General features: G+C 71.9%; 35 protein-coding genes. 3 read left to right on the forward strand and 32 right to left on the reverse strand.

The genetic code is table 11. The annotated features are described in order from the left end of the window. Positions 1-34: 34 nt before the first annotated feature. From AB0O91_RS21000 to AB0O91_RS21080, 17 genes are all read right to left on the reverse strand, one after another. Positions 35-544 (reverse strand): hypothetical protein, encoded by a 510-nt coding sequence (locus tag AB0O91_RS21000; RefSeq protein WP_363435318.1) that lies wholly within the window; start codon positions 542-544, stop codon positions 35-37. 17 nt (positions 545-561) lie between these two features. Then, the gene (locus tag AB0O91_RS21005; RefSeq protein ID WP_363435321.1) at positions 562-939 is read right to left on the reverse strand and encodes a hypothetical protein; all 378 of its coding nucleotides are present in this window, start codon (positions 937-939) and stop codon (positions 562-564) included. After that, on the reverse strand, positions 936-1,220 hold the full coding sequence (locus tag AB0O91_RS21010; protein WP_363435324.1) for a hypothetical protein: 285 nt from the start codon (positions 1,218-1,220) through the stop codon (positions 936-938). Before AB0O91_RS21010 ends, AB0O91_RS21005 begins: the two co-directional genes overlap by 4 nt. A 77-nt stretch (positions 1,221-1,297) precedes the next feature. Beyond that, positions 1,298-1,771 carry a hypothetical protein gene (locus tag AB0O91_RS21015; protein WP_363435327.1) on the reverse strand — a complete coding sequence of 158 codons (474 nt, stop codon included), beginning with the start codon at positions 1,769-1,771 and terminating at the stop codon, positions 1,298-1,300. Further along, positions 1,771-2,250: a hypothetical protein gene (locus AB0O91_RS21020; protein WP_363435330.1), complete on the reverse strand. Its 480-nt coding sequence runs from the start codon at positions 2,248-2,250 to the stop codon at positions 1,771-1,773. The genes AB0O91_RS21015 and AB0O91_RS21020 overlap by 1 nt, the downstream gene beginning before the upstream one ends. An 18-nt stretch (positions 2,251-2,268) precedes the next feature. Continuing rightward, entirely contained in the window at positions 2,269-2,601 is a 333-nt protein-coding gene (locus AB0O91_RS21025) for a hypothetical protein (protein ID WP_363435333.1), read from the reverse strand. A 10-nt stretch (positions 2,602-2,611) separates the two neighbouring features. Then, positions 2,612-3,013, reverse strand: a complete 402-nt coding sequence (locus AB0O91_RS21030) for a hypothetical protein (protein WP_363435336.1) — start codon at positions 3,011-3,013, stop codon at positions 2,612-2,614. Positions 3,014-3,023: 10 nt separating this feature from the next. Further along, complete coding sequence (locus AB0O91_RS21035; RefSeq protein ID WP_363435339.1) at positions 3,024-3,428, reverse strand: DUF6093 family protein; 405 nt, start codon at positions 3,426-3,428, stop codon at positions 3,024-3,026. Then, a complete protein-coding gene (locus tag AB0O91_RS21040) occupies positions 3,425-4,051 on the reverse strand; it encodes a hypothetical protein (protein ID WP_363435342.1) in 627 nt (208 codons plus the stop codon). Before AB0O91_RS21040 ends, AB0O91_RS21035 begins: the two co-directional genes overlap by 4 nt. Positions 4,052-4,069: 18 nt before the next feature. Further along, positions 4,070-4,453, reverse strand: coding sequence for a hypothetical protein (locus AB0O91_RS21045; RefSeq protein WP_363435344.1), 384 nt, complete (start codon positions 4,451-4,453; stop codon positions 4,070-4,072). 52 nt (positions 4,454-4,505) lie between these two features. Beyond that, complete coding sequence (locus tag AB0O91_RS21050; protein WP_363435347.1) at positions 4,506-5,810, reverse strand: hypothetical protein; 1,305 nt, start codon at positions 5,808-5,810, stop codon at positions 4,506-4,508. Then, positions 5,807-6,001, reverse strand: a complete 195-nt coding sequence (locus AB0O91_RS21055; protein ID WP_363435349.1) for a ribosomal-processing cysteine protease Prp — start codon at positions 5,999-6,001, stop codon at positions 5,807-5,809. The genes AB0O91_RS21050 and AB0O91_RS21055 overlap by 4 nt, the downstream gene beginning before the upstream one ends. Next, positions 5,998-6,630, reverse strand: a complete 633-nt coding sequence (locus AB0O91_RS21060; RefSeq protein WP_363435352.1) for a hypothetical protein — start codon at positions 6,628-6,630, stop codon at positions 5,998-6,000. The genes AB0O91_RS21055 and AB0O91_RS21060 overlap by 4 nt, the downstream gene beginning before the upstream one ends. 47 nt (positions 6,631-6,677) lie before the next feature. Next, positions 6,678-7,712, reverse strand: a complete 1,035-nt coding sequence (locus AB0O91_RS21065) for a hypothetical protein (protein WP_363435355.1) — start codon at positions 7,710-7,712, stop codon at positions 6,678-6,680. Next, positions 7,705-9,138 (reverse strand): phage portal protein, encoded by a 1,434-nt coding sequence (locus tag AB0O91_RS21070; protein ID WP_363435358.1) that lies wholly within the window; start codon positions 9,136-9,138, stop codon positions 7,705-7,707. The genes AB0O91_RS21065 and AB0O91_RS21070 overlap by 8 nt, the downstream gene beginning before the upstream one ends. Next, the gene (locus tag AB0O91_RS21075) at positions 9,138-10,718 is read right to left on the reverse strand and encodes a hypothetical protein (RefSeq protein WP_363435361.1); all 1,581 of its coding nucleotides are present in this window, start codon (positions 10,716-10,718) and stop codon (positions 9,138-9,140) included. Before AB0O91_RS21075 ends, AB0O91_RS21070 begins: the two co-directional genes overlap by 1 nt. Continuing rightward, on the reverse strand, positions 10,699-11,241 hold the full coding sequence (locus tag AB0O91_RS21080; protein ID WP_363435364.1) for a hypothetical protein: 543 nt from the start codon (positions 11,239-11,241) through the stop codon (positions 10,699-10,701). The genes AB0O91_RS21075 and AB0O91_RS21080 overlap by 20 nt, the downstream gene beginning before the upstream one ends. Positions 11,242-11,371: 130 nt before the next feature. Between AB0O91_RS21080 and AB0O91_RS21085 the strand changes: the two genes are divergently transcribed. From AB0O91_RS21085 to AB0O91_RS21095, 3 genes are all read left to right on the forward strand, one after another. Next, complete coding sequence (locus AB0O91_RS21085) at positions 11,372-11,695, forward strand: hypothetical protein (RefSeq protein WP_363435367.1); 324 nt, start codon at positions 11,372-11,374, stop codon at positions 11,693-11,695. Positions 11,696-11,953: 258 nt separating this feature from the next. Then, positions 11,954-12,205, forward strand: a complete 252-nt coding sequence (locus AB0O91_RS21090; protein WP_363435369.1) for a hypothetical protein — start codon at positions 11,954-11,956, stop codon at positions 12,203-12,205. Between the two features lie 45 nt (positions 12,206-12,250). After that, positions 12,251-12,784, forward strand: coding sequence for a hypothetical protein (locus AB0O91_RS21095; RefSeq protein ID WP_363435372.1), 534 nt, complete (start codon positions 12,251-12,253; stop codon positions 12,782-12,784). Here the strand turns inward: AB0O91_RS21095 and AB0O91_RS21100 are convergent. The 15 genes from AB0O91_RS21100 to AB0O91_RS21170 all read right to left on the reverse strand — a co-directional run bounded on the left by AB0O91_RS21100 (position 12,765) and on the right by AB0O91_RS21170 (position 18,333). Next, positions 12,765-13,103, reverse strand: a complete 339-nt coding sequence (locus AB0O91_RS21100; RefSeq protein WP_363435638.1) for a DUF1003 domain-containing protein — start codon at positions 13,101-13,103, stop codon at positions 12,765-12,767. The genes AB0O91_RS21095 and AB0O91_RS21100 overlap by 20 nt on opposite strands. Positions 13,104-13,222: 119 nt before the next feature. Continuing rightward, positions 13,223-13,600 (reverse strand): DUF6221 family protein, encoded by a 378-nt coding sequence (locus tag AB0O91_RS21105; RefSeq protein WP_363435375.1) that lies wholly within the window; start codon positions 13,598-13,600, stop codon positions 13,223-13,225. After that, positions 13,597-14,208, reverse strand: a complete 612-nt coding sequence (locus AB0O91_RS21110; RefSeq protein ID WP_363435378.1) for a hypothetical protein — start codon at positions 14,206-14,208, stop codon at positions 13,597-13,599. The genes AB0O91_RS21105 and AB0O91_RS21110 overlap by 4 nt, the downstream gene beginning before the upstream one ends. A gap of 34 nt (positions 14,209-14,242) precedes the next feature. Then, complete coding sequence (locus AB0O91_RS21115; RefSeq protein WP_363435380.1) at positions 14,243-14,983, reverse strand: hypothetical protein; 741 nt, start codon at positions 14,981-14,983, stop codon at positions 14,243-14,245. A gap of 39 nt (positions 14,984-15,022) precedes the next feature. Further along, a complete protein-coding gene (locus tag AB0O91_RS21120) occupies positions 15,023-15,319 on the reverse strand; it encodes a hypothetical protein (RefSeq protein ID WP_363435383.1) in 297 nt (98 codons plus the stop codon). Continuing rightward, on the reverse strand, positions 15,316-15,480 hold the full coding sequence (locus tag AB0O91_RS21125) for a hypothetical protein (RefSeq protein WP_363435386.1): 165 nt from the start codon (positions 15,478-15,480) through the stop codon (positions 15,316-15,318). The genes AB0O91_RS21120 and AB0O91_RS21125 overlap by 4 nt, the downstream gene beginning before the upstream one ends. Continuing rightward, complete coding sequence (locus AB0O91_RS21130; protein WP_363435388.1) at positions 15,477-15,707, reverse strand: hypothetical protein; 231 nt, start codon at positions 15,705-15,707, stop codon at positions 15,477-15,479. The genes AB0O91_RS21125 and AB0O91_RS21130 overlap by 4 nt, the downstream gene beginning before the upstream one ends. Beyond that, positions 15,704-15,907 carry a LuxR C-terminal-related transcriptional regulator gene (locus tag AB0O91_RS21135; RefSeq protein WP_363435391.1) on the reverse strand — a complete coding sequence of 68 codons (204 nt, stop codon included), beginning with the start codon at positions 15,905-15,907 and terminating at the stop codon, positions 15,704-15,706. Before AB0O91_RS21135 ends, AB0O91_RS21130 begins: the two co-directional genes overlap by 4 nt. After that, the gene (locus AB0O91_RS21140; RefSeq protein WP_363435394.1) at positions 15,904-16,314 is read right to left on the reverse strand and encodes a hypothetical protein; all 411 of its coding nucleotides are present in this window, start codon (positions 16,312-16,314) and stop codon (positions 15,904-15,906) included. The genes AB0O91_RS21135 and AB0O91_RS21140 overlap by 4 nt, the downstream gene beginning before the upstream one ends. Then, entirely contained in the window at positions 16,311-16,553 is a 243-nt protein-coding gene (locus AB0O91_RS21145; protein WP_363435397.1) for a hypothetical protein, read from the reverse strand. The genes AB0O91_RS21140 and AB0O91_RS21145 overlap by 4 nt, the downstream gene beginning before the upstream one ends. Before the next feature lie 65 nt (positions 16,554-16,618). Then, complete coding sequence (locus AB0O91_RS21150; RefSeq protein ID WP_363435400.1) at positions 16,619-16,879, reverse strand: hypothetical protein; 261 nt, start codon at positions 16,877-16,879, stop codon at positions 16,619-16,621. A 91-nt stretch (positions 16,880-16,970) separates the two neighbouring features. Next, a complete protein-coding gene (locus tag AB0O91_RS21155) occupies positions 16,971-17,345 on the reverse strand; it encodes a hypothetical protein (protein WP_363435403.1) in 375 nt (124 codons plus the stop codon). A gap of 3 nt (positions 17,346-17,348) precedes the next feature. Continuing rightward, complete coding sequence (locus AB0O91_RS21160) at positions 17,349-17,771, reverse strand: hypothetical protein (RefSeq protein ID WP_363435406.1); 423 nt, start codon at positions 17,769-17,771, stop codon at positions 17,349-17,351. After that, positions 17,768-18,079 (reverse strand): hypothetical protein, encoded by a 312-nt coding sequence (locus AB0O91_RS21165; protein WP_363435409.1) that lies wholly within the window; start codon positions 18,077-18,079, stop codon positions 17,768-17,770. The genes AB0O91_RS21160 and AB0O91_RS21165 overlap by 4 nt, the downstream gene beginning before the upstream one ends. Continuing rightward, positions 18,076-18,333: a hypothetical protein gene (locus AB0O91_RS21170; protein ID WP_363435412.1), complete on the reverse strand. Its 258-nt coding sequence runs from the start codon at positions 18,331-18,333 to the stop codon at positions 18,076-18,078. Before AB0O91_RS21170 ends, AB0O91_RS21165 begins: the two co-directional genes overlap by 4 nt. Positions 18,334-18,470 lie beyond the last annotated feature (137 nt).

Genomic DNA, 18,470 nt, shown 5'->3' on the forward strand with positions numbered 1-18,470 from the left:
CCTCCTCGCTGCTGCGGGGCCGCTGGCCCGCGGATCAGGTGGTCAGCTGTACGGCGAGCGCGCCGTCCCACAGGCGCCCCAGCTGGCCGTCGGACAGCTCGGCCCAGAACCCGTCAAAAGCCTCGCGGTTGCCCGGCCGGGGTTCGATGAGCTGGGCGAACACGAGGGAAGCGGAGAACGCGTCGGCGTCGAACGCCGGCTCGGGGACGCCGCGGCGCTTGGCGTCCTCGATCTGCTCACGGGTGGCCGGATGCTGGGCCCTCAGCTCCTGGTAGGTGCGGTGGGAGACCGATTCCAGGACGACCTCGGCGCGGGAGGCCTCGGCGCACTGCTCAGCCTCGCGCAGCGCGGCGGCGGCGGTGGCGAGCTGCTCGGGTTCGGCACCGGTGGCCCGCAGCCGCTCGCACAGTTCCTCGAGGGCGTCGACCTGGGCGGCGGCCGCGGCGTCGAGGGTGAGCGTCACGATCCGGCGGGGGCGGCTGATGCGCTCCCGGATCTCGGCGAACGTCAGCCGGGCCGGAGGGGCGGTCTTGCGGGTGGTCATGGCGGGTGTCCTCGCGGTCAGAGCAGCGCGTCCTGCACTGCGATGGTGATGCCGTGCTCGGCGTCCGGCTCGGCGGCGTCCAGCGCCGGGCCAAGGTGCGGCAGCGGCGCGTTCTTCGAGGTGCCGTACTCGATGATGTTGCCGAGCGCGCCCTGGGCCAGTTGCTTGTCCGGGCCGACCTCGGCCTCGACGCCGACCGGCGTCGGCTTGATGTCGTAGGTGATCGACTGCGGGTAGCGCGGCAGGTAGCGGTGGCCGGAGATCCGCTGGCGGGCGTCGTCGCGGATGGTGCGGGCGGTGACCTCGACGGCCTTGGCAGCGTAGACCCGCAGCCGCACCGGGGCGCTCTCCAGGGAGGCGACCAGTTCCTGCAGGCCGATGACGACGACGCTCAACCCGTCTCCCCCTTGGGGTAGATGCTGACCTGCAGGCCCTCGGTGGGGGTGCCGTCCTGCTGAACGGCGGCCATGCGCCGGGCCCCGGCCGCGCACGCGTGGCAGCGCACCACCTGCGCGTCGTAGGCGTACTCGGCGTCGGCGGTGGTGGTTTCGCCGGTCGGGTGCCCGCAGTCCCGACATGCCGCGGCCTCGACCTCGAGGAGGGCGAGCGCCCACCAGCGGTCGTCCGGCAGCCACAGCGGCTCACCGGGCCCGGGCATCGGCCGGCCGAGCAGCACCGAACGGGGAACTCCCCAGGCGCGGGCGGCCTCGACCTCTCGCCGGTACGGCAGCCGGGCGTCCCGCAGCCGCCCGATCAGAAAGGGATGGGAGAGGGCTCCTCGTTCACCGCTACCGCGGCGGCGAACAGCTCGGCGGCGGTGCCGTAGTTGACGCGCTCGAGCAGCTGGTCGACCTGGCCCGGGCTCAGCGTCGGCGAGGTGCTGCAGGCGGCCAGCAGCGCGGGCAGGAACGTGTCGCCGTACAGCAGCTCCGGCCGGTCGGGCGCCGGCGGATGGGCGGCCATCAGGGCGGAGAACGCCCGGTGACCCAGGGCCCGGAACCGGAACTCGACGGTGGCGCCGGCCAGCGCGGTGCGGGCCTGCTCGATCAGCGGCCGCAGCTCGGCACGCGGGTCCGCGTCGCCGAGGGAGGCCGGCTGCCAGCCCTCCAGCGCGGCCGCCTCGTCCTCCAGCTCGGCGAGGCGGGCGGCGCCGGCACCGTCGAGGCACACCCGAACGGCCTGCTCGCGGGGCACCGCGGCGGCGATGAGGTCGCTGATGTCGGGCATCAGGCCACGATCGCGCGGGTCGCCGGGTCCGAGATCACCTTGAGCGGCACCTGGAACTTCAAGATTTCGTTCGCGGTCGGGGCGATGTTCTGCGGCTCACCACAGGCGACCGGGTACACCTCGACCTGCTGACCGGTGCCGAACGCGGTCTGGAAGGGCAGGCCACGACGCACGATCAGGTACCCGGTGGTGCCGTACGTCAGCGTGGCGTACGGCTGGTCGTCGGCCGGGGTGCTGCCCCGCTTGCACGTGATCTCCGCCGAGTAGCTCTTGCGGCCGGGGACCTTGGTCTCGAACGTGCTCGCCAGCGAGCTGGTGTCGACGTCGGCGGTGGTCGGGTCCGTCTTGAGGCCGTCGGGGGTGATGCGGGTGGTCCAGTCGAGCGCCGCGGTAAGCTCCGCGGCCGTCGGGGACTGCACGTTGGCGACGGAGGACGCCCATGCGACCTTCGTGTTCCCGTCGCTGATCAGGTCAGCCATGGTTTCCCTTCTTCCTGGTCAGAGGCGGAACGCGGCGACGGTCACGGTCGTGGTCGCGCTGTAGCCGATGGAGGCCTGCTGGTTGATGTCGGCGTGCAGGGTGGGGTCGAACGGGCCGAACATCTGCTCGCCGGAGGCGGGAATGTTGACCGTGCGGTCCGGCACCGTCAGGCCCTTGTAGGAGTTGTTCTGGGTGGTCACGGTGACGGTGATGCTGGACGCCGAGCCGTTCTTGACGTGCAGGAAGGTGTTCGCCGCGCTGAGCGGGAGCTTGTCGCCGCCGGCGCTCGCGGCCCCGTAGGTCGGCGAGAGGCCGCCGGGCTTGATGGTCTGGACGGTCAGCAGGGCCATGGTGGTCTCCTCAGCTGGGGGTGGACCGCAGCCGGAAGCGGGCCACGGTGTAGTAGACGGGCGGGCTGACCTCGTCGTCGCGGACGACCGGCTGACCGTCCAGCGCCTCGGGGCGCCATCCTGTGCGGCCGGCCACGACAAGGGGCGCATCCAGTGCGGCCCTGGTCCGGTCGGCGTAGTTCAGGGCCTGCTCGGCGCTCGCGCCGACGCAGGTGATCTGCAGCAGCGACTGCCATCCGGTGCGGTCGTCCGCGAGCGAGGCGCGCACCGGGGCCCCGGGGGTCGGGTAGAGCACGGCGTAGGGCGGGGCGACGCCCTGGGGTGCTCCGCCGAGGTAGGCGGTCAGCTGGGCTGCGGCCAGGGCGGCGGTGACGGCGTCGATGTGCGGCAGCACGGCGGGTGCACCGGCCATGGCGGTCTCCTCAGTTGGTGTCCTCGACGGTCAGGCGCCATGCGGTCGCGGTGGATCCGTAGTCGACGGCCATGATCGACAGCGCGCGGCCGACGAGCCGGGTGTCACCGGAGGAGGTGATCGTCAGGGTGTCCCCGATCTGCAGCCTGGCCGCCGTGGTCGCCCCGTACGGGAGCGCGACCTCGTAGCGGGCGGTGACGGCGAGGCGTTCGCCGGCGCGGCGGTCGCGCGGCAGCCTCTGTGTCTTCAGGCGGCAGGGTCCGGCGTAGAGCGTGGTGGCCGGGCCCGGGGTGAGGGCGCTGGTGTTCCGGTCGAGGACCGGCGCTCCGGAGCGGGTGATGGTGCAGGTGTCCAGCATGAGTTGCTGGTGGGCGGCCCGGCCGGCGCCGAGCACCTGGTCGAGCTGTCCGGTCACGAGGGCCTCAGCGAGGTCAGCTCGACCCGGTAGGGGGCGAGGATCTCCCGGTGCCCGTCGGACAGGGTGGCCCCGCCGATCGTCTCGGACGCGAACGTGCGGGAGTAGTCGTCGATCGTCTCCTGACGCAGCCCCTGGGGGTTGGTCATGGTCATGGTGGCGAGGTCGAGGACGACGTCGAGGATGTCGTCGGGGACGTCCTGGTAGCCGTGGCTGTAGGTGATCTGGACGCGGGGCGCCCAGATCCCGAGGTTGCGCCGGGGCCAGCCCATCAGCCGGCCGGGCGCGTACCAGGGGTAGCCGCGGGTGAGCTCGTCGCCGAGCCGCAGGTAGTCCCGGTTCTCCAGGCAGGTGATCTGCACGCCGCCGAGGTCCGCCAGCTCAACCACCGTCAGCGGGTTCAGCGCGTCCACGACCAGCGGGCGGTCCGGCATCCGCAGGACCCGGTCGCCGCCCGGCAGCACGATCGTCTCCTGCGAGACATAGGTGATCGTCTGCCGGGTGTAGCGGCGCACCTGCGCGGAGGCGCGGCGGATCGCCAGGGCGGCCTGGGTCGGGTCGACGGTGCGTTGCATGGCCGACTGCAGGTCGGCCACGGTTGCCAGCGGCGGGGGCGGCGTCATGGCTCACCTCCGGGTCGGTCAGGGCGCGACGGCCTGCAGGATCGCGTCCAGGCGGTTGGTGAGGGTCGCCCGGGCCCCGTCGCCCTTGGCGCGCTCGGCGTCCAGGGCCTGCTGGGCGCGGACCGGATCGGCGCCGACCCAGGTCAGGACAGTGTCGATGGTGCCGGTGATGTCCAGGGCGCCGGCCTGCGGCAGGCCTTCGGAGACCGGCGTCGAAACGACGGAGGCGGGGGGCTGTTCGGCAGCCGGGGCCGGCTCAGGGTCGTGTTCGACGACCTCGACCGGGGCGCCGGTGGCGTGCAGGTGCCGGGCGATGTCGCCGATGTGCTCGGCGCCCTCGCGCAACTCGTGGACGGCATAGTCCCAGTAGAGGCGGCAGTTGGTCAGCAGGCGAACGCGCACCGCGGTCTCCTTGTGGTCGGGGCGGCCGGCGCGGAGGCGGCCACCGGGCGGGTCAGGCGTGCTCCAGGACCACAGCGCGCTTGAACGCGGCGGCGTCACCGGTCATCGCGTCGGAGGGGATCCCGAAGTCACCCACGTAGGACCATGTGGAGGAGAGAACCTGCTGGAGGCGGTCCTGCGGCGGCCGGATGATGCGCGCGACCTGGACGTTCGGGGCGACGTCGATCATGGCGATCTCGGGGACGTCCTCGACGCCGGTGCCGGAGAGCAGGTTGGCGGTGCCCTCCATCGGGCAGGACACGAGCGCGCCGGCGCCCATCACGATGGGCCGGTGGACGGTGAGAGAGCCGGACGAGCCGCCCTGGACGGTCGGGGTTTCGATGTTGCGGATCCAGTCGATGCCACCGAAGCGACCGATCGACAAGTTGCGGAAGACCGGGGAGTCCACGCGTCCCTGCAGGGCCTGCTTGAAGTCGGGATCGGAGAACAACTGGGCCTCGGTGTCGGGGTCGATGTGCGCGACGTAGTAGCCGTCCACGGTCGGGACGTTCATCTTCCGCAGTCGGGTCACAGCCGCGCGGAACATCTGGAAGGTGGCCAGGTTGCTCGAAGTGAGGTCGTAAGCGCTGTTGGTGCCGGTCGCGCGGATGCTCACCGGGGCGTTGGCCGCGATGACCGCTGCACCGGCCGCGACCGTTGCCGCGGTGCCGAGGGTGAGGGTCCCGGCCCCGGTGTTGACGCCGATGACCGTGTTCGCGGCGCCGCCGATCGTGACGTTCAGCGGATTCGCGCCGGACACCGGGGCGGGGACCCCGTTGGCCAGCACGTAGGCGAACCCGTTGGCGGACTGCACGGTGAGCGAGGCACTGTTGGTGGTCGCCGCGGTCGCCCAGCTCCGGCCCCCGGCGTAGGCGGCGAACAGCTTGCCCCTGCATATCTGGTTGATGGACTGGCCTGCGTTCACCCCGAGGGTGGCCAGGTCCCCGAGGAACTTGCTCGCAAGCGACATGCTGCTGACCAGCATGTTGGTGTCCACCGAGTTGCTGTACTGGTCCATCACGACCGACCACTGTTCGATGCTGTAGGTGGCCGGGGCCGGGTCGGACCCTGTGGTCGGCGTGGTGACCGGGGTGAGCAACCCCTTGCGGGTGAAGGTCTTGCTATCGCCGAGGCCGCCCTGCCACGGCTCGGAGTCGGCGATACCCGGAAAGAGGAATTCCGGCTTGAGGGCTTCCTGGAAGACGCGGTCCAGAATGCCGTTCTGCATGATGGCCTGGATCGCAGGCGGCAGGGTGGGGCGCACGCCGTGCCGACCGAGGTCGAACCACGGCACCCACGGTGCGATGAGCTGGGTCATGGACTCTCCTGGGTGATTTCGACGGACACGAGGTCCGGATACTGCGCGGCCACCTGGTCGAGGCCGAGCAGGGCGGTCTGAGTGATAGCCGAAACGGCGGCGCAGACGCGGCCGTCCTGCTCGGGCTCCTCGTGGCCGGTCACCTGGATGCGGGTAAGGCCGGCGCCCAGGCGGGCGCGCACGTGGATCACGAGCGGAGCCGGATGCCGTACTTGGCGAGCTCGGTGTCGAACGCGGCGCGGTCGGCGGTGCGGTAGTCGGTCGGCGGCGCGGGCGGTCGCGCGCCCTGGCCCGGATCGGGGCGCGGACCGCGCTGGGTGTCGGCCGGGCGGCCGAGGTGGGGCTTGCGTTCAAGCAGCGCGGTCAGGTCGCTCCGGATCGCCTCCGTGTCGATCTCGCCTTCCGTGCCCGTGTACTTGGCGAGGTCGAGGAAAGCGGCAGCGTCGTCCGCGTCGGCGTAGTCGGCGGCGGCCAGCGCTCTGACCTCGGCGCGCACGGCCCGGACGGTGGCTGCCTCGGCGCGCTGGGAGGCCTGCTCGGCGGCGGCGGTGGCCTTCTCGAGGTCGGTGCGGTCGCGGTTCTCGAACTCAGCGACCCTGGCTGCCAGTTCGTCGGCGCGCTGCTTCTCGGCGGCGGCCTGCTGGCGGGCGGCGGTGCGCTCGGCCTTCATGGCGTCCAGGGCGCGCTTGCCGGGGTCGCCGAGGGCTGCGGTGCCGTCGTCCGGGGCGCCCGGGTCGGCGCCGCCGGCCGGCGGGGTTCCCGGGTCGGGGTCGTTGTGGCGGCCCAGGTCGAACCAGGGCGCGGGGCTGCTGTGCTGCATGGGTGTCTCCCATTGCGGGGGTGGGGCGGCCTGGCGTTGCGCGCAGGTCAGGTGAGGTAGCCGTAGCGGCGCAGGAGTCCGATCAGCTCGTCGCGGCCGTCGGCCAGCTTGTAGATCTCCTCCGGCATCAGCCGGGGGGCGGTGACCTTGAAGCGCGGCAGGCCGGCCTCGAGGTCGGCGGCGCCGCGGGCGTACCGGATGCCGGTCGCGGCCTCGGCGGCGTCGCGCTCGCGCCGGTAGTAGATCCCGGTGCGGCCGGTGCCCTGCAGGGTCGCCACGACGGATCGGTCGTAGGCGTCGATGGTCGTGATGCCCTTGCGGGCGTTGACGACCTGGCCGACGTCGGCGCCGTCCCGGATCGCCTGAGCGCCGGCCCGGGTGAAGCGGCGGTCCTGCTCCTCCTGCGAGAGGCCGTCGAAGAACTCCCGGGCGCCGGTGGCGTGCAGGTGTCGGGCCGAGGTGGCCGGTTCGCCGTAGCACTGGCACCGCTTGTGCCGCTGGAACCCGGCATCGTAGCGGTACCAGCGGCCGGCGAGGATCGCGCACCGGGCACACGCGCCGGACCGGACCCGCCGGATGTAGCCGGTTACCTTCCGGTTGGCCACCATGGCCACCCCGGCCGCGCTGGATCCGGCATCCGCGACCTCGGAGGCGACCATCCGCTGCAGGTCCAGCAGGCCCTTGAGCATCGCCTGTTGCAGGGTCAGGCCGCCCTGTAGCAGGGACTTGGTCCGGGTCACGGGCAGGTAGAGCAGGCTGTCCAGCGGCCGGCCGTCCGACGCGCTGAGAGTCCACGCCCGAGCCGGGACGCGGGCGGCGCCGGGCAGGTAGTCCGAGGTGAGGCCGTCGGCGGCCACCATCGCGTCCACGTAGGGCTGTCCGGTGGTCGCGGCCAGCAGCTTGCCGGCCTGGACGGCGCGCACGATCCGCTCGCCGATCCCGGCCAGCCAGGACCCGGTGAGGTCGTCCGGGGCCAGCTCGGCCCACAGACTGTCGACCCCTGCGAGCGTTCCGGCGACCGCCTGCTGCTGGGACTGCCCGTACACGGTGATGATCGCCTCGTGCGGGCCGGGGTCAGCCATCGGCGGCGTCCGCCGACCAGCTCGAAACGGCGGACTGCGCGGCCGGCGATCCAGGCACTGCGGCGCTCTGCGGCGCCGTCGACAGGGCGTGCAGGTCGGCGGCGGTGAGGCGCGTGAGCGCGTCGTCCTCCATCGCCTGCATGCGGGCAATCTGTGCTGCGCTGTAGCCCATGTCCTCCCAGGCCTGCTCCTTCGGCAGCAGCCCTGCCGCGTAGAGTTTCGTGACGGCGTCGGCCTTCTGCGCGTACGTCGGCGTGGCTGGGTCCCTCCAGAGCGTCTCCATCCGCATGGCCTCCGGGGGAACCTCCCCATCACGCACCAGCAGGGCGATACGCATCACCTGCTCCCAAGTTCCGCCGAACATGCGCTGCTTGCGCTCGGCCCGCTTGACGAGCCTGGCCTCGGATGCGCGGATCGCGTCAGCGGACGGAGGGTTGTCGCTGGCCAGGCCAACTGCCGTCGGCGGTAGCCCCTGCATCGCCGCGACCATGCGGGCGAGCTGGTTCAGCGAGTCGTGGAAGACGGACAGGTTCGCCTCGGGGAACTGGCCGAACGTCACGTCTTTGTTGCGCGTCGCCCACACACGACCGGCGATCTTCGACAGGGCCGAGACCGCGCGCCCGGACGGGTCCTTGAAGTCATCGTCGCCGAGGCCAGTGGCCCACCTCCTCGGCATCGCGTGGAACTCCGCGGCCACCATCATGTCCGTGGCGAGCTTGCACGCCGCGTCCGACAGCGGCACGACGGAAGCCAGCTCGGAGCGCCCGGAGCGGTCCGACAGGCGAGGCCGGTTGACCAGCGGCACCACCGGTACCACGCCGAGGGCGTGATCGTCGCGTTCCGCTTCCTCCCACTGGCCGTGCTGGGAGTCCCGTTGGAACCACACGGTGGCGTCCGGGAGGTAGAGCGCGGCGTGGAAGGTCTGCGAGCCGTCGGGCTCGTCCTCGTTCCAGCGTTTCAGTGCGGCGATCACCTTGCGGGTACGGGGGTCCCGCTCCGCGTACACCTGCTCCGGACTCTCGGGGGTGACGACCGGCGGATCGATCCGGCTGTCGCCGGCACCCACAATCGCGAATGCTCGGCTCATCGAGATCGCATCGACGTGCGCGAGCCCGGACTCCTCGTCCAGGTTGTTCGGCTGCCAGATGTGGTCCCACAGGTCCCCGCTGGCCTTCTCGCTCCCGCCGAGGCGAAATCCCTCGACATCCAGCCTCTCGTCCAGGGCGTCCACCACCAGTTCCGGCCAGAACACCACCACCTGCCGCAGCCGGTCATCGACCTCCAGCAGCAGCTCCGGCGCCATGTAGGACAGCGGCTGGCGACCCTCGTAGTAGGCGTCCCACAGCTGCAGCTGGGTCATCTGGCGGTCGTGCAGCTGGGACAACCGCTGGACCCACTGCTCGGGGGTGAGATCGACAAGGGCCATCAGCGCATCACCACCACAGTGCTCTCGGGGTCGGTTCGGGCCAGGCCTGCGGCGACAGCGTCGCCGGCCGCCTCGTGGACGAGGATGCTGACCACGGCCACGTCGATCTTCTGGGCGGTCGAGGCCTTGCGCAGGACGTACCGGTCACCGGGCCTCGCTGCCCGGCGGGCGTTGCCGATGTGGGCGGACGTGGCCTGGCAGCCGTCGTGCCGGAAACCGGTGCCGCCCTTGGTGACGTCGGTCAGGAGCCGCTCGGCGGCGGCGTGCATCTGGGCGATGCGGTAGGTAGCCCAGCGCACCACCCGGTCGCCGTAGCGGTCGGCCCACTCGTCGATCTCGGTCTCCCAATACGGCGGGTCGCAGTAGAGCCGGACGACGTCGAAGGTGCGCATCAGCTCGTCCAGCGCGGCGGCGACTTCCAGGCGCGGCACCTGGCCGCCCCACTCCCGCGGGTCCCAGATCGTCGGCAGCCGCAGCGAACTGTAGGTCGGCGTCCACTGGTAGCCGTCCAGCGTCTCGGCCCGGAAGGCGCTCCAGTCGTCCAGGTCGCTGCCGTCGAAGCCGAGGACGATCCGGGTACCGGGCGGCGGTGTCGGGCGGGGCTCGGCCAGGGTGTCCCAGACGGGACGTTCCAGCCAGGTGCCGGTGCCGGACACCACCCTGTTGCCGAAAAACCGCTCCGCCTGGGCCAGATCGCGCTCGGCGAGTTCGGCGGCCTCGGCCTCGATCGCGTCGAGGTCGACCCAGCCGCCCGGTTTCTTGGCGGAGTCGCCGTAGACGGCCCGGTGGATCTTCTTCCGGTCGCGCTTGAGACGGTAGTCGAGTCGGGCGTCGGCGAGCCGGTGGTCTCGGTAGATGTCCCGCACCCGGGACTCGTAGGTTCGCTGGGCCACCGAATCCTCGGACGGGTCCCATGAGTTGGTGGTCTCGATAGAGCGGCCGCCCATGCCGGCCAGGCCGCGGCGCTGGGTCTCGGCCACGGCGACCATGCCCGAGGCCACCGTCCACAGGCCGGTCTCGTCCTGCACCACGAACGTCACGCGCTGGCCCAGCCTCGTCCTCGCGCGGGAGGTGACGGGGTCGATACGGCCGCCACCGGGCAGGTTGATCCGGGTGTCCCCGGTGTCCGGGATGAGGTCGGCGAGCGGGCCGAGCTCGATCATGGGCTGCAACGCGGCGTACACGTTGGCGGTCTGGTCTTCGGAGTTCGCGGCGATCTGGATCAGCGGCGTCGGCCACGGTCGGCCGACCGGCTCGCCCTCGGCATCCCAGCCGTCGAACAGCACCGGCCCGACCGCCTCAGCGCAGATCAAGGAGGCGCTGAACGGCCCCTTGCCCCACTTCTGAGGCCTCACCAACTGCGCGCGGCGGTATGCGAACGCGGGCGCCCGCTGTCCCGCCTGGGCCTCTGGCTTCAGCCGGTAGTAGTGGGCGAGGAACTCCCACATCTCGTCGGTGAGCCGGTACGGCTCGCCCGCCCGGTCGCCGTCCGGGATGACGCACAGCTCCTCGATCCACTCCCCGACGGTCCACCCCAGGCTCGGGAACTCGCCCTTGTACTCAGCCCCCCGCCACGGCATCGGAATCGACCACCTTCAACCGCTGACGGACACCGGCCGGCTGGCGACGTACCGTCCGCTGCTCGGCGACCTCGTCCTCGGCCACCTCCCAGCGCAGCCGCAGCAGCGCGAGCGGGTTCAGGCCGAGGCGGTCCGCGAGCTGGCGCGCTTCCTTCGCCGCGTCCAGGTCGCCCTGTTCGGCCCGGGCCTTCCACCGGACGTACTGGGCGACCTCTCGCGTCCAGCCGAGCCGCTCCCACGCCACGGCCTGAGGCGTCCGCCACAGGTCCGTCCAGAGTTCGGCCTCGACCCGCTCGTGCGCGTCGAGCTGGGCCGTGAGGACGTTCACCTCGGTGAGGGCGCCGTCATGCTTGCGCTGAACGCCCGATCGCTCCCGGCCGGACAGCTCGGGGTCGAGGAGCTTCAGCTCCAGCTCGTCCGCGAGGCGCCGGGCGGCAGCGAGCCGCTCGGTGGTCACGATGTCCGCCAGCAGCGGCCACCGCGGGGCCTCTCCCAGGCGGCCGCTGGCAGGCAGTCGGGTCATCGCGACGCTGGCATTCCGGCGCCGACGCTGGTCGGCCGACTTCGGAGGCGGTCCCATCCCAGCCATCGCCTACCTCCCAGTCCTAGCCTGAGCTCTGGCGGTATCCGCCACGGTCGGGAAGCATGCTGGGATGGACCAAACTGACATCACCCGCCGCCTGCTGGGGACCATCCTGCTCGCCCAGGGAAATGAGCCAGCCAGCGATGGGGAAGACCGTGTCAAGCTCCTTTTGGCCGACCTGTTGAACGTCGACCTTCAGCTGCCAGGGGATACCACCCCACAGGAAACGGCGCATGCCGTCGTGAAAGCTCTGGAGCCTCGGTTCAACGGCTTGGTCGGTGCCGCCTGCGTGATCGTAAGGGTACTTGCTGAAGCGCATGACGCAGGTTCGACGAAGTCGAGTCAAGAGGTCCTGCGGGAGGTCGCCCTCTATCTCGCCCGCGACACTCAGTAACTGAGGGCCCGATTGGAGCGCGATTCTGGAACTCCCAGACCCGTACAGACGGCGATAGCCCTCCCCGGCGGTCCGGAACAAGATCGCCTTTGGGGTATCCCCCCTGGGGTTCGGTCACCCTCCGTGATGTGCCGCCGCCCAGCCGCCAGGCTGATGCCGAGTTGTCTCGCTGCTGTGGCACGCCGCGCACAGTCCACGGCCGTGCCGCGGGTCGTTGGGGTCCTCGCCCGCTGCTGCCAGCTCGCGTCTGCTGAGCGGATGATGATCGGCGTGCGCGCTGGGCTCGCGGTGGCAGAGGATGCAGACCGGGTCGCGGGCCAGGACGGCGGCGCGGAACGTCTGCTCATGCGTGCGGTCGTAGCCGCGCTGGCGCGCGCCGCCGCGCTGCCGGTCGGCACTGCGGCGGCAGTCCTCGCACCGGCCACGGTCGGTGTACTCGGGACACCCTGGACGGGAGCAGATGGCGAAGGCCCGACGCTTGGCCACGATCACCTCCCTGATCACGATTGAGAAACTGGCATGGTGGCCAGTTGCGCAGGCTGGGATCCTCGGGCCATGTCTGACGAGGTGACAGAGTCACAGTCGGTGCCGCAGCCTGTTCCCGCTGAGCAGTCGACGCCTGCATCCGTCGCTACACGTTGGCGTACGGCGTTGATCGTTGGCCTGGCCGGCCTGGCAGTTGGTGCCGGCGCAGTCGGCGCTGCATGGACCCTGTCCGGCACGGATCAGCCGACCGGGTCCACTGCGAGGCCCGCAGCGTTCACGCTCACCGGGACGTTGACGGTGTCGGGCACCAGCTACTCCTCGACCGACCCGAGGGGCTGCATGACCTCGGGCGGCTACGCGGACATCAGCAGCGGTGCTGCCGTGACGGTCTACGACGCGAACGGCACCGTGGTCGCCACGGGGGTGCTGGGCGTCGGGACGGACGAGGTGCCTCTGTCGCGGCAGAGGTGCGTGTTCCCGATATCGGTTCCGGGTGTCCCTGCGGGCCCGCGGTTCTATCAGGTGGAGATCAGCCACCGGGGGAAGTTGACCCTCTCGGCCGACGACGCAACGGCCGGTCGGTTCACCGCTTCGCTGGGGTGACGCCGAGGTGGTCGGCCATCGCCCGGACGATCCCGAGCGTCTCCGTGTCGGTCGCCAGGTCCTGCTCGGCACGCTCGCGGTCCCGCTCGGCGCCGCGGTTCTGCGAAAGCAGGATCAGCGGCGCGGCGTAGGCGGCCTGGGTGCTGAACACGAGGTTCAGCAGGATGAACGGGTACGGATCCCAGCGATAGGCCAGCCCGATGATGTTGGCGGCCATCCACGCGGCGACAAACAGAGTCTGGATCCAGATGAACCGCCAGCTGCCGAAAGCGCTGGCGACGCGGTCGGCGGCGCGCTGGCCGAGGGTGTCGCCGGGCATGGTCACCTCCGCTTGGATACGCCGAGAGCCCCGCGGCGTTGGCCTGCGGGGCTCTCGGGTGGTCTGATGTCCGGGCACGCCGGACGTGGGGCCAGTTTGGATCACCAGGTGGCGGTGCGTCAAGCACTCGTGCCCGGCGCCCACTCGGGTCGGTAATCGGGGTGATCGGCGTACGGCAGTGCGAGCAGTTGGAAAACGGCCTGCTGGCCGTCCTCGGTGAAGCTCGCGGCGTCTGCCAGGACGCGGCGCTTGGCATCGACCTCGGAGAGCACCCGGGCCGGGTCGTGGCGGACGATGTGCTCGGCGGGTCGGGCCCAGGTCTTTCCGACCACTGGAACGTCCGACCGGCCCTGTGACCAGATCTGGTCGCCCTGCCGGACCCAGCGCGCCTGCTGCCCTGCTGGCTGGGCCAGCTCGTTGGTGCCGAGTGCGGCGTGGGCAGCCTGTTCGTCGTCGTCGAAACGGGCGTGGAGAAATTCGACCAGGTCGGTGCTCATGCGCTCATTGTGTCGCGGATCGGCCTGCAGATCTGGGTGATCCGGCTGGGGTCGATGCCGACGATGGCGGCAAGGCGGCTGCGGTCGACGTTCCCAGCCCGGAGGCGGCGGATCAGGGTGTCTCGCACGCGGACCGCGTCCTCTCCGGCAGCGACCCGTCGAACCACGCGTTCGAGGGTGGTGAGTGCATTCACGCCGAGGGGCTCGTCGTTGTCGGGGACGGGCTCCCAGTCGGCGAGCAGGGCTGCGGCGGCGGCGAGGTGGAGGTCGGTGTCGGCCGGGTCGCGCTGGCTGAGGATCCGGTAGCCGAGGCTGATCTGGGTGGGTCCGGGGTGCGGGGTGATGAGGCTCACCAGGCTTCGGGTGCCGTCGGGGAGCTCGCTCATGCTGCCGGTGGCGTAGGTGGAGTGGCCGGGACGGCGCGGGTCGGGGTGGTCGCTGAGCTGCACGGTCACGGTGGTGCTGGCGTTGGCGTGTTCCTGGACGGCCCAGATCGTGGCGGTGCCGCGGATGGTCCAGGGGCCCGCGATGCCGTGGAGTTGGGCGGTGTAGACGCCGCCGATGGTGAGGGTGCTCATGGTGGTCTCCGGGTTGGTGAGGGCGCTCACGGGTACCGGGTGAGCGCCCTCACAGCGGGCTGTTTCAGGCGGCGTCGAGGCCCTCGAGGAGCGCGATCATGCTGGCGTGGGTGCCGCAGCGGTCGCACTGGATGCGCGGCTCGCCGTCGCCACCGCTGACGGTCTCCAGTCGGCCACCACAGCCGCACTCGACCCGCAGCCGGGTACGGGTGACGCCCGGGGTGTCGCCGAGCGCCCGGTCGAGGCGGCGCCGGGCGGCGGCGGCGACCTGGCCGATTCGGGCCCGCTGGGCGTCGGAGAGCGGCCGGAACGGGCCGTCCTCGCCGACGATGCGGGCGGCGAGCCACGCCGCGGCGGTCCCGCCGGACCGGCCGGCCATGTTGAATCGCCACCGCCGCTCATCCTGCTGGTCCCGCAGCCCCATGAGGGCGAGCGAGCGGGCGACGTCGTCGGCCGGGCTGGCCGAGGGAAAGCGGGCCGTGAACGCAGGCCGCTGCACGGCACCGGCGATCTCGTCGGCCAGGGCAAGGAGTTCACCCTCCAGCTCGGTGATCGTGTCCAGGATCGACACCCGCAGCGGTGCCGGCCGCTGCCCGGGAGCGAGGGCGGTCCGCTCGGCCCGCTCGACCGCGGCCTGCTGGTCCAGCACCTCGATCCCATCGAGGATGTCGTCGAGGTCCCGCTGGTGGTCAGACATCCGGCCCGCCGGCGGCCACGTCCGCGGCGTCCGGGCCTCCAGCATCTCCCGCAGCACGGGCCAGGAGGCGGCGATGTGGATCAGGTCGGCGTGGGTGCTGCTGGTCATGTGGTGGCTCCTGGTGCGGTGGGCGAGAAGTGCAGGGGGTCAGGCGTGCGCGGGCTCGACCGGGACCGGTCGGCCGCTCCGGGCGGCGAGGAGCTCGGCGCGCTGGTGCCTGATCACCTGCTCGTAGTCGGTGGTGAGGGCGGTGAGCCGGGTGATCTCGGTGCGCTGGCGGTCGAGGGTCTGCTGGTCGAGGCGACTGATCGAGGCCGTCTTGAGGGCCTGTCCGATGGCGTTGATGCCGGCGCGGAGGCGGGCGGCCTCGGCGGGGGTGAGCATGCGGCGGGCGGCGGTGTCGGCGAGGATGCCGATCTGGTCGACGGTGGGGGCGGTGGTCACGGGCGCTCCATGGTGGCGAGGAGGGCGGCGAACTGGTCGTCGGCGGTGGCCTGTTCGTCCTGCTCGGTGTGCTGGCGGTTGTCGAGGTGGCCGAGGAGAACGGCGGTCAGGCCGAGGGCTGCGAGGGCGCCGGCCAGGACCAGCCAGGGGCTGACGGTCACTCGGCGTCCCGGACGAGCCGGTAGCCGGTGCTGGTGGGGCGGAACCGGTCAAGACGGATGCGGGTGCGTCGACCCGGTTTGGCGTGCAGGTGGCCAGCACTGCGGGGGACATGGAGCTCGACCACGGCGTGGGTGCCGTCGAGTTCGATGACACGAACCTGCCGCCCGTAGCCGCGCTTGTCGTTGTCGGCCCAGACCTGGCCGGGGAGGACGGTGCGGTCGGTCACTGCTGGTTCTCCGTGGGCTGGTTGTGGATCTGGATGGCCTCGTCAAGCGTCTTGGCGCCGAGCTTGCGGATGGCGCGCTTGGTGGTGCTGCGTACGGCGCTCTGGGTGATGCGTAGGGCGGCGCTGATGTCGTAGTCGGTGCGGCCTTCGGCCTTGTAGCGGAGGGCGTCGGCTTCGCGCGGGGTGAGGGGTCGGGTCACTGCTGGCCGCCGTCCTGGCCGAGCACCGCGCGGGCCGTGGCGCGGTCCCGGCGCTCGCGGCGCAGTTCGCGGAGTTCGTTGGCGATCCGGTCGAGGTGGCCCTGAGCGAGCTGGAGGGCCTTGCGGGCATCGTCGAAGTCGGCGCGGAGGCGGCGCTCGCGCTCGTCGAGGTCAGTGTCGGCGGCGGGCGGCGGGGTGCCGGTCACCGGGCGCCGTCTGGCGGTCGGTAGGGCGGGCGCCCGGTCGCGGGCTTCGGCGAGCACTTGGTCTCGGTAGAGGTCGAGCAGGGCGTCGAGGGTGTCGATCGCGTCGTCGGCGTCGCTCTCGGCGAGCGTGCTGCGGAGCAGGTAGGCGAGTTCGTCGTACTGGAGCTGGGCGTCGGTGCTCAGCTGCGGGGCGTCAGTCACCGGATGCCCTCCACCATCGCGGCGGTCTGCTCCAGGACGTCGTTGACGTGGTGGTCGACGTCGTCGCCGGGCTCGATGATCTTGCTGCCTCGGATGCGGCGGCCCGCCTTGGCGAGCAGTGCGGCGCGGTAGGCGTCGACCAGCCGCTCGATCCGGCGACGGGCGTCGGCGTACTCGGGGCTGGCCGGGTCCTCCCCCGCGAGAAGTTCGGCGAGGAGGGCGGTGCGGGCGTTGGTCATGTCGGGTCTCCGTGGTGGGTGTGCGTGGCGGCCGGTGGGTGCCGGCCGCCGGGGTGGGTCAGCAGTCAGTAGCCGCGGGTGCGGAACACCCGGTCGTGCGTCCGGTTGGTGCAGTCGGGGCCGCAGGTCGGGCACTCGGGCAGCGGGTCCGCGCAGTCCTCGCAGAGCAGTTGGCCGTCGGCGGTCTGCTGCCAGCCCATGCCCTTGGCCTCGTTGATGGCCTCGGTCTGGTTGTCGAAGTGCAGCAGCACCTCGTCGTCGTTGGTCAGGGTGTTGTGGCACTCGTCGCATTGGGCGGTGACGCAGGCGTAGAGCTTGATGGCCATGTGGGCCTCCGTGGGGGTGGTCGTGGTGGGGCCTAGGACGCCCGTTCGGGCGCCGGTCGGCTCCGTGGTCCGGTGTGGGGCTGCGGGGCGCTCAGGCGGGCCGCGTGCGGCCGCTGGGGGCCTTGGCGCGCTGCAGGATGCCGTCGGTGGTGGCGCGGATGGCTGCGTCGCGCTGGTCGAGTGTGGCGGTGAGCCGCTTGACGTCGTCGGCGAGCAGCTTGGCGGACCGCCGGTTGGACTCGGCGACGGCGCGTTCGGTGGCCAGCTCGGCCTCCAGGTCCCGGACCCGGGCGGCCTGTTGGCGGGCGATGTGCTCCAGCGCCCGGACGCCGGCGGCGCCGTGGACGTCGTTGAGGTGGTCGTACAGGTCGACAGTGTGGGTCTCGGGGTCGGCGTAGGTCTCGCGGGTGCAGCCAGGCACGGGGCAGCGGGCCTGGATGGCGTCGAGGTCGAGGGGCTGGGTCATGGCTCAGGCCTCCTGGGCAGCGTGGTAGGCGGCGATGTGGTCGGGGTGCAGGGGGCCGTCAAAGTAGGGGCCGACGTGCCCGGCGATGCCGGCCGGGTCCTGGCTGGCGTCGACGCGCCGGAGGGTCTGCTCGATCAACCAGAGGCGGACGTGGGCGGTCTCGGCCTGCTCACGGAGGCGTTCGGCGTCGGTGGCGCCGCGTCCGAGGCGGTCCCACACCTCGCGCCAGACGAGACCGCGGGTGTGCGCGTCAAGGCGGTGGTGGTCGGGGTCGTCGCCGATGGCCTCGCCGATGGTGTCGGTGCCGAGGTAGTCGCGGGCCTCGGTGAGCAGGTGGGCGATGAGGTCGTTGGCGATGCGCTGGCCGGCGGCGAGGATCTCCTGGTTGGTGATCGGCTCGGTGGCGGGCTGGGGCTGGGTGCTCATCGCGCGTTCTCCTCGGTGGCGGTCTGGACGAGGGTGTGGGCGGTGTCGGTGCCGGCGTGCACGATCCCGGCGGTCGGGGCGGGCTCCTCGCGCAGGTCGATGTGCTCCAGGGAGATCCCGCCCGCGTAGCCGTCGACGGCGACGACCGGCTCGCCGTGGCCGAGGGTCCAGGCGGCGGAGCGGGTGCGGGTCTCCAGCACGGTGCAGAACTCGCCGGCCGGGTGCTCGGGCCGGACGCCGGGGTAGGCGGTCACCGGGGTGCCGGCCGGGTAGCGGTCGTTCCAGGCCGCGGCGGTCAGGGTGCTCATCGGGTGGTCTCCTCGGCGGCGGGCTGGACGGTCCAGGTGCCGTCGTGCTGGTGGGTGATGATGTCGCCGAAGTGGGCGACGGCGCGGGGCCGTTCGCGGTGGGCGAGGATCGTGAGGCCGTCGATCTCGACGCTGACGTCGTACGGGCCGGCGGGGACGCGGGATCGGTAGTGCGGCTTGGATGGCTCGATGAGCTCCATGAGTTGGGTGAGGTTGTCCCGGGTGAGCGTCCAGGTGGGGCGGGGGCGCGACATGGTGGTCTCCTAGGCGGCGGGGCGGGTGAGCCAGGCGTCGGCCCGGCTGGGGTGGCTGCCTTCCGCGACGGGGCGGCCGGTGGTGCGGCCGAGGCAGGGAGTGCCGGGCTTGGCGCGGCAGGTGGGTACGGGGCAGG

Origin of the sequence: Kitasatospora sp. NPDC089797, assembly GCF_040684795.1 — a bacterium.
GTDB lineage: Bacteria > Actinomycetota > Actinomycetes > Streptomycetales > Streptomycetaceae > Kitasatospora.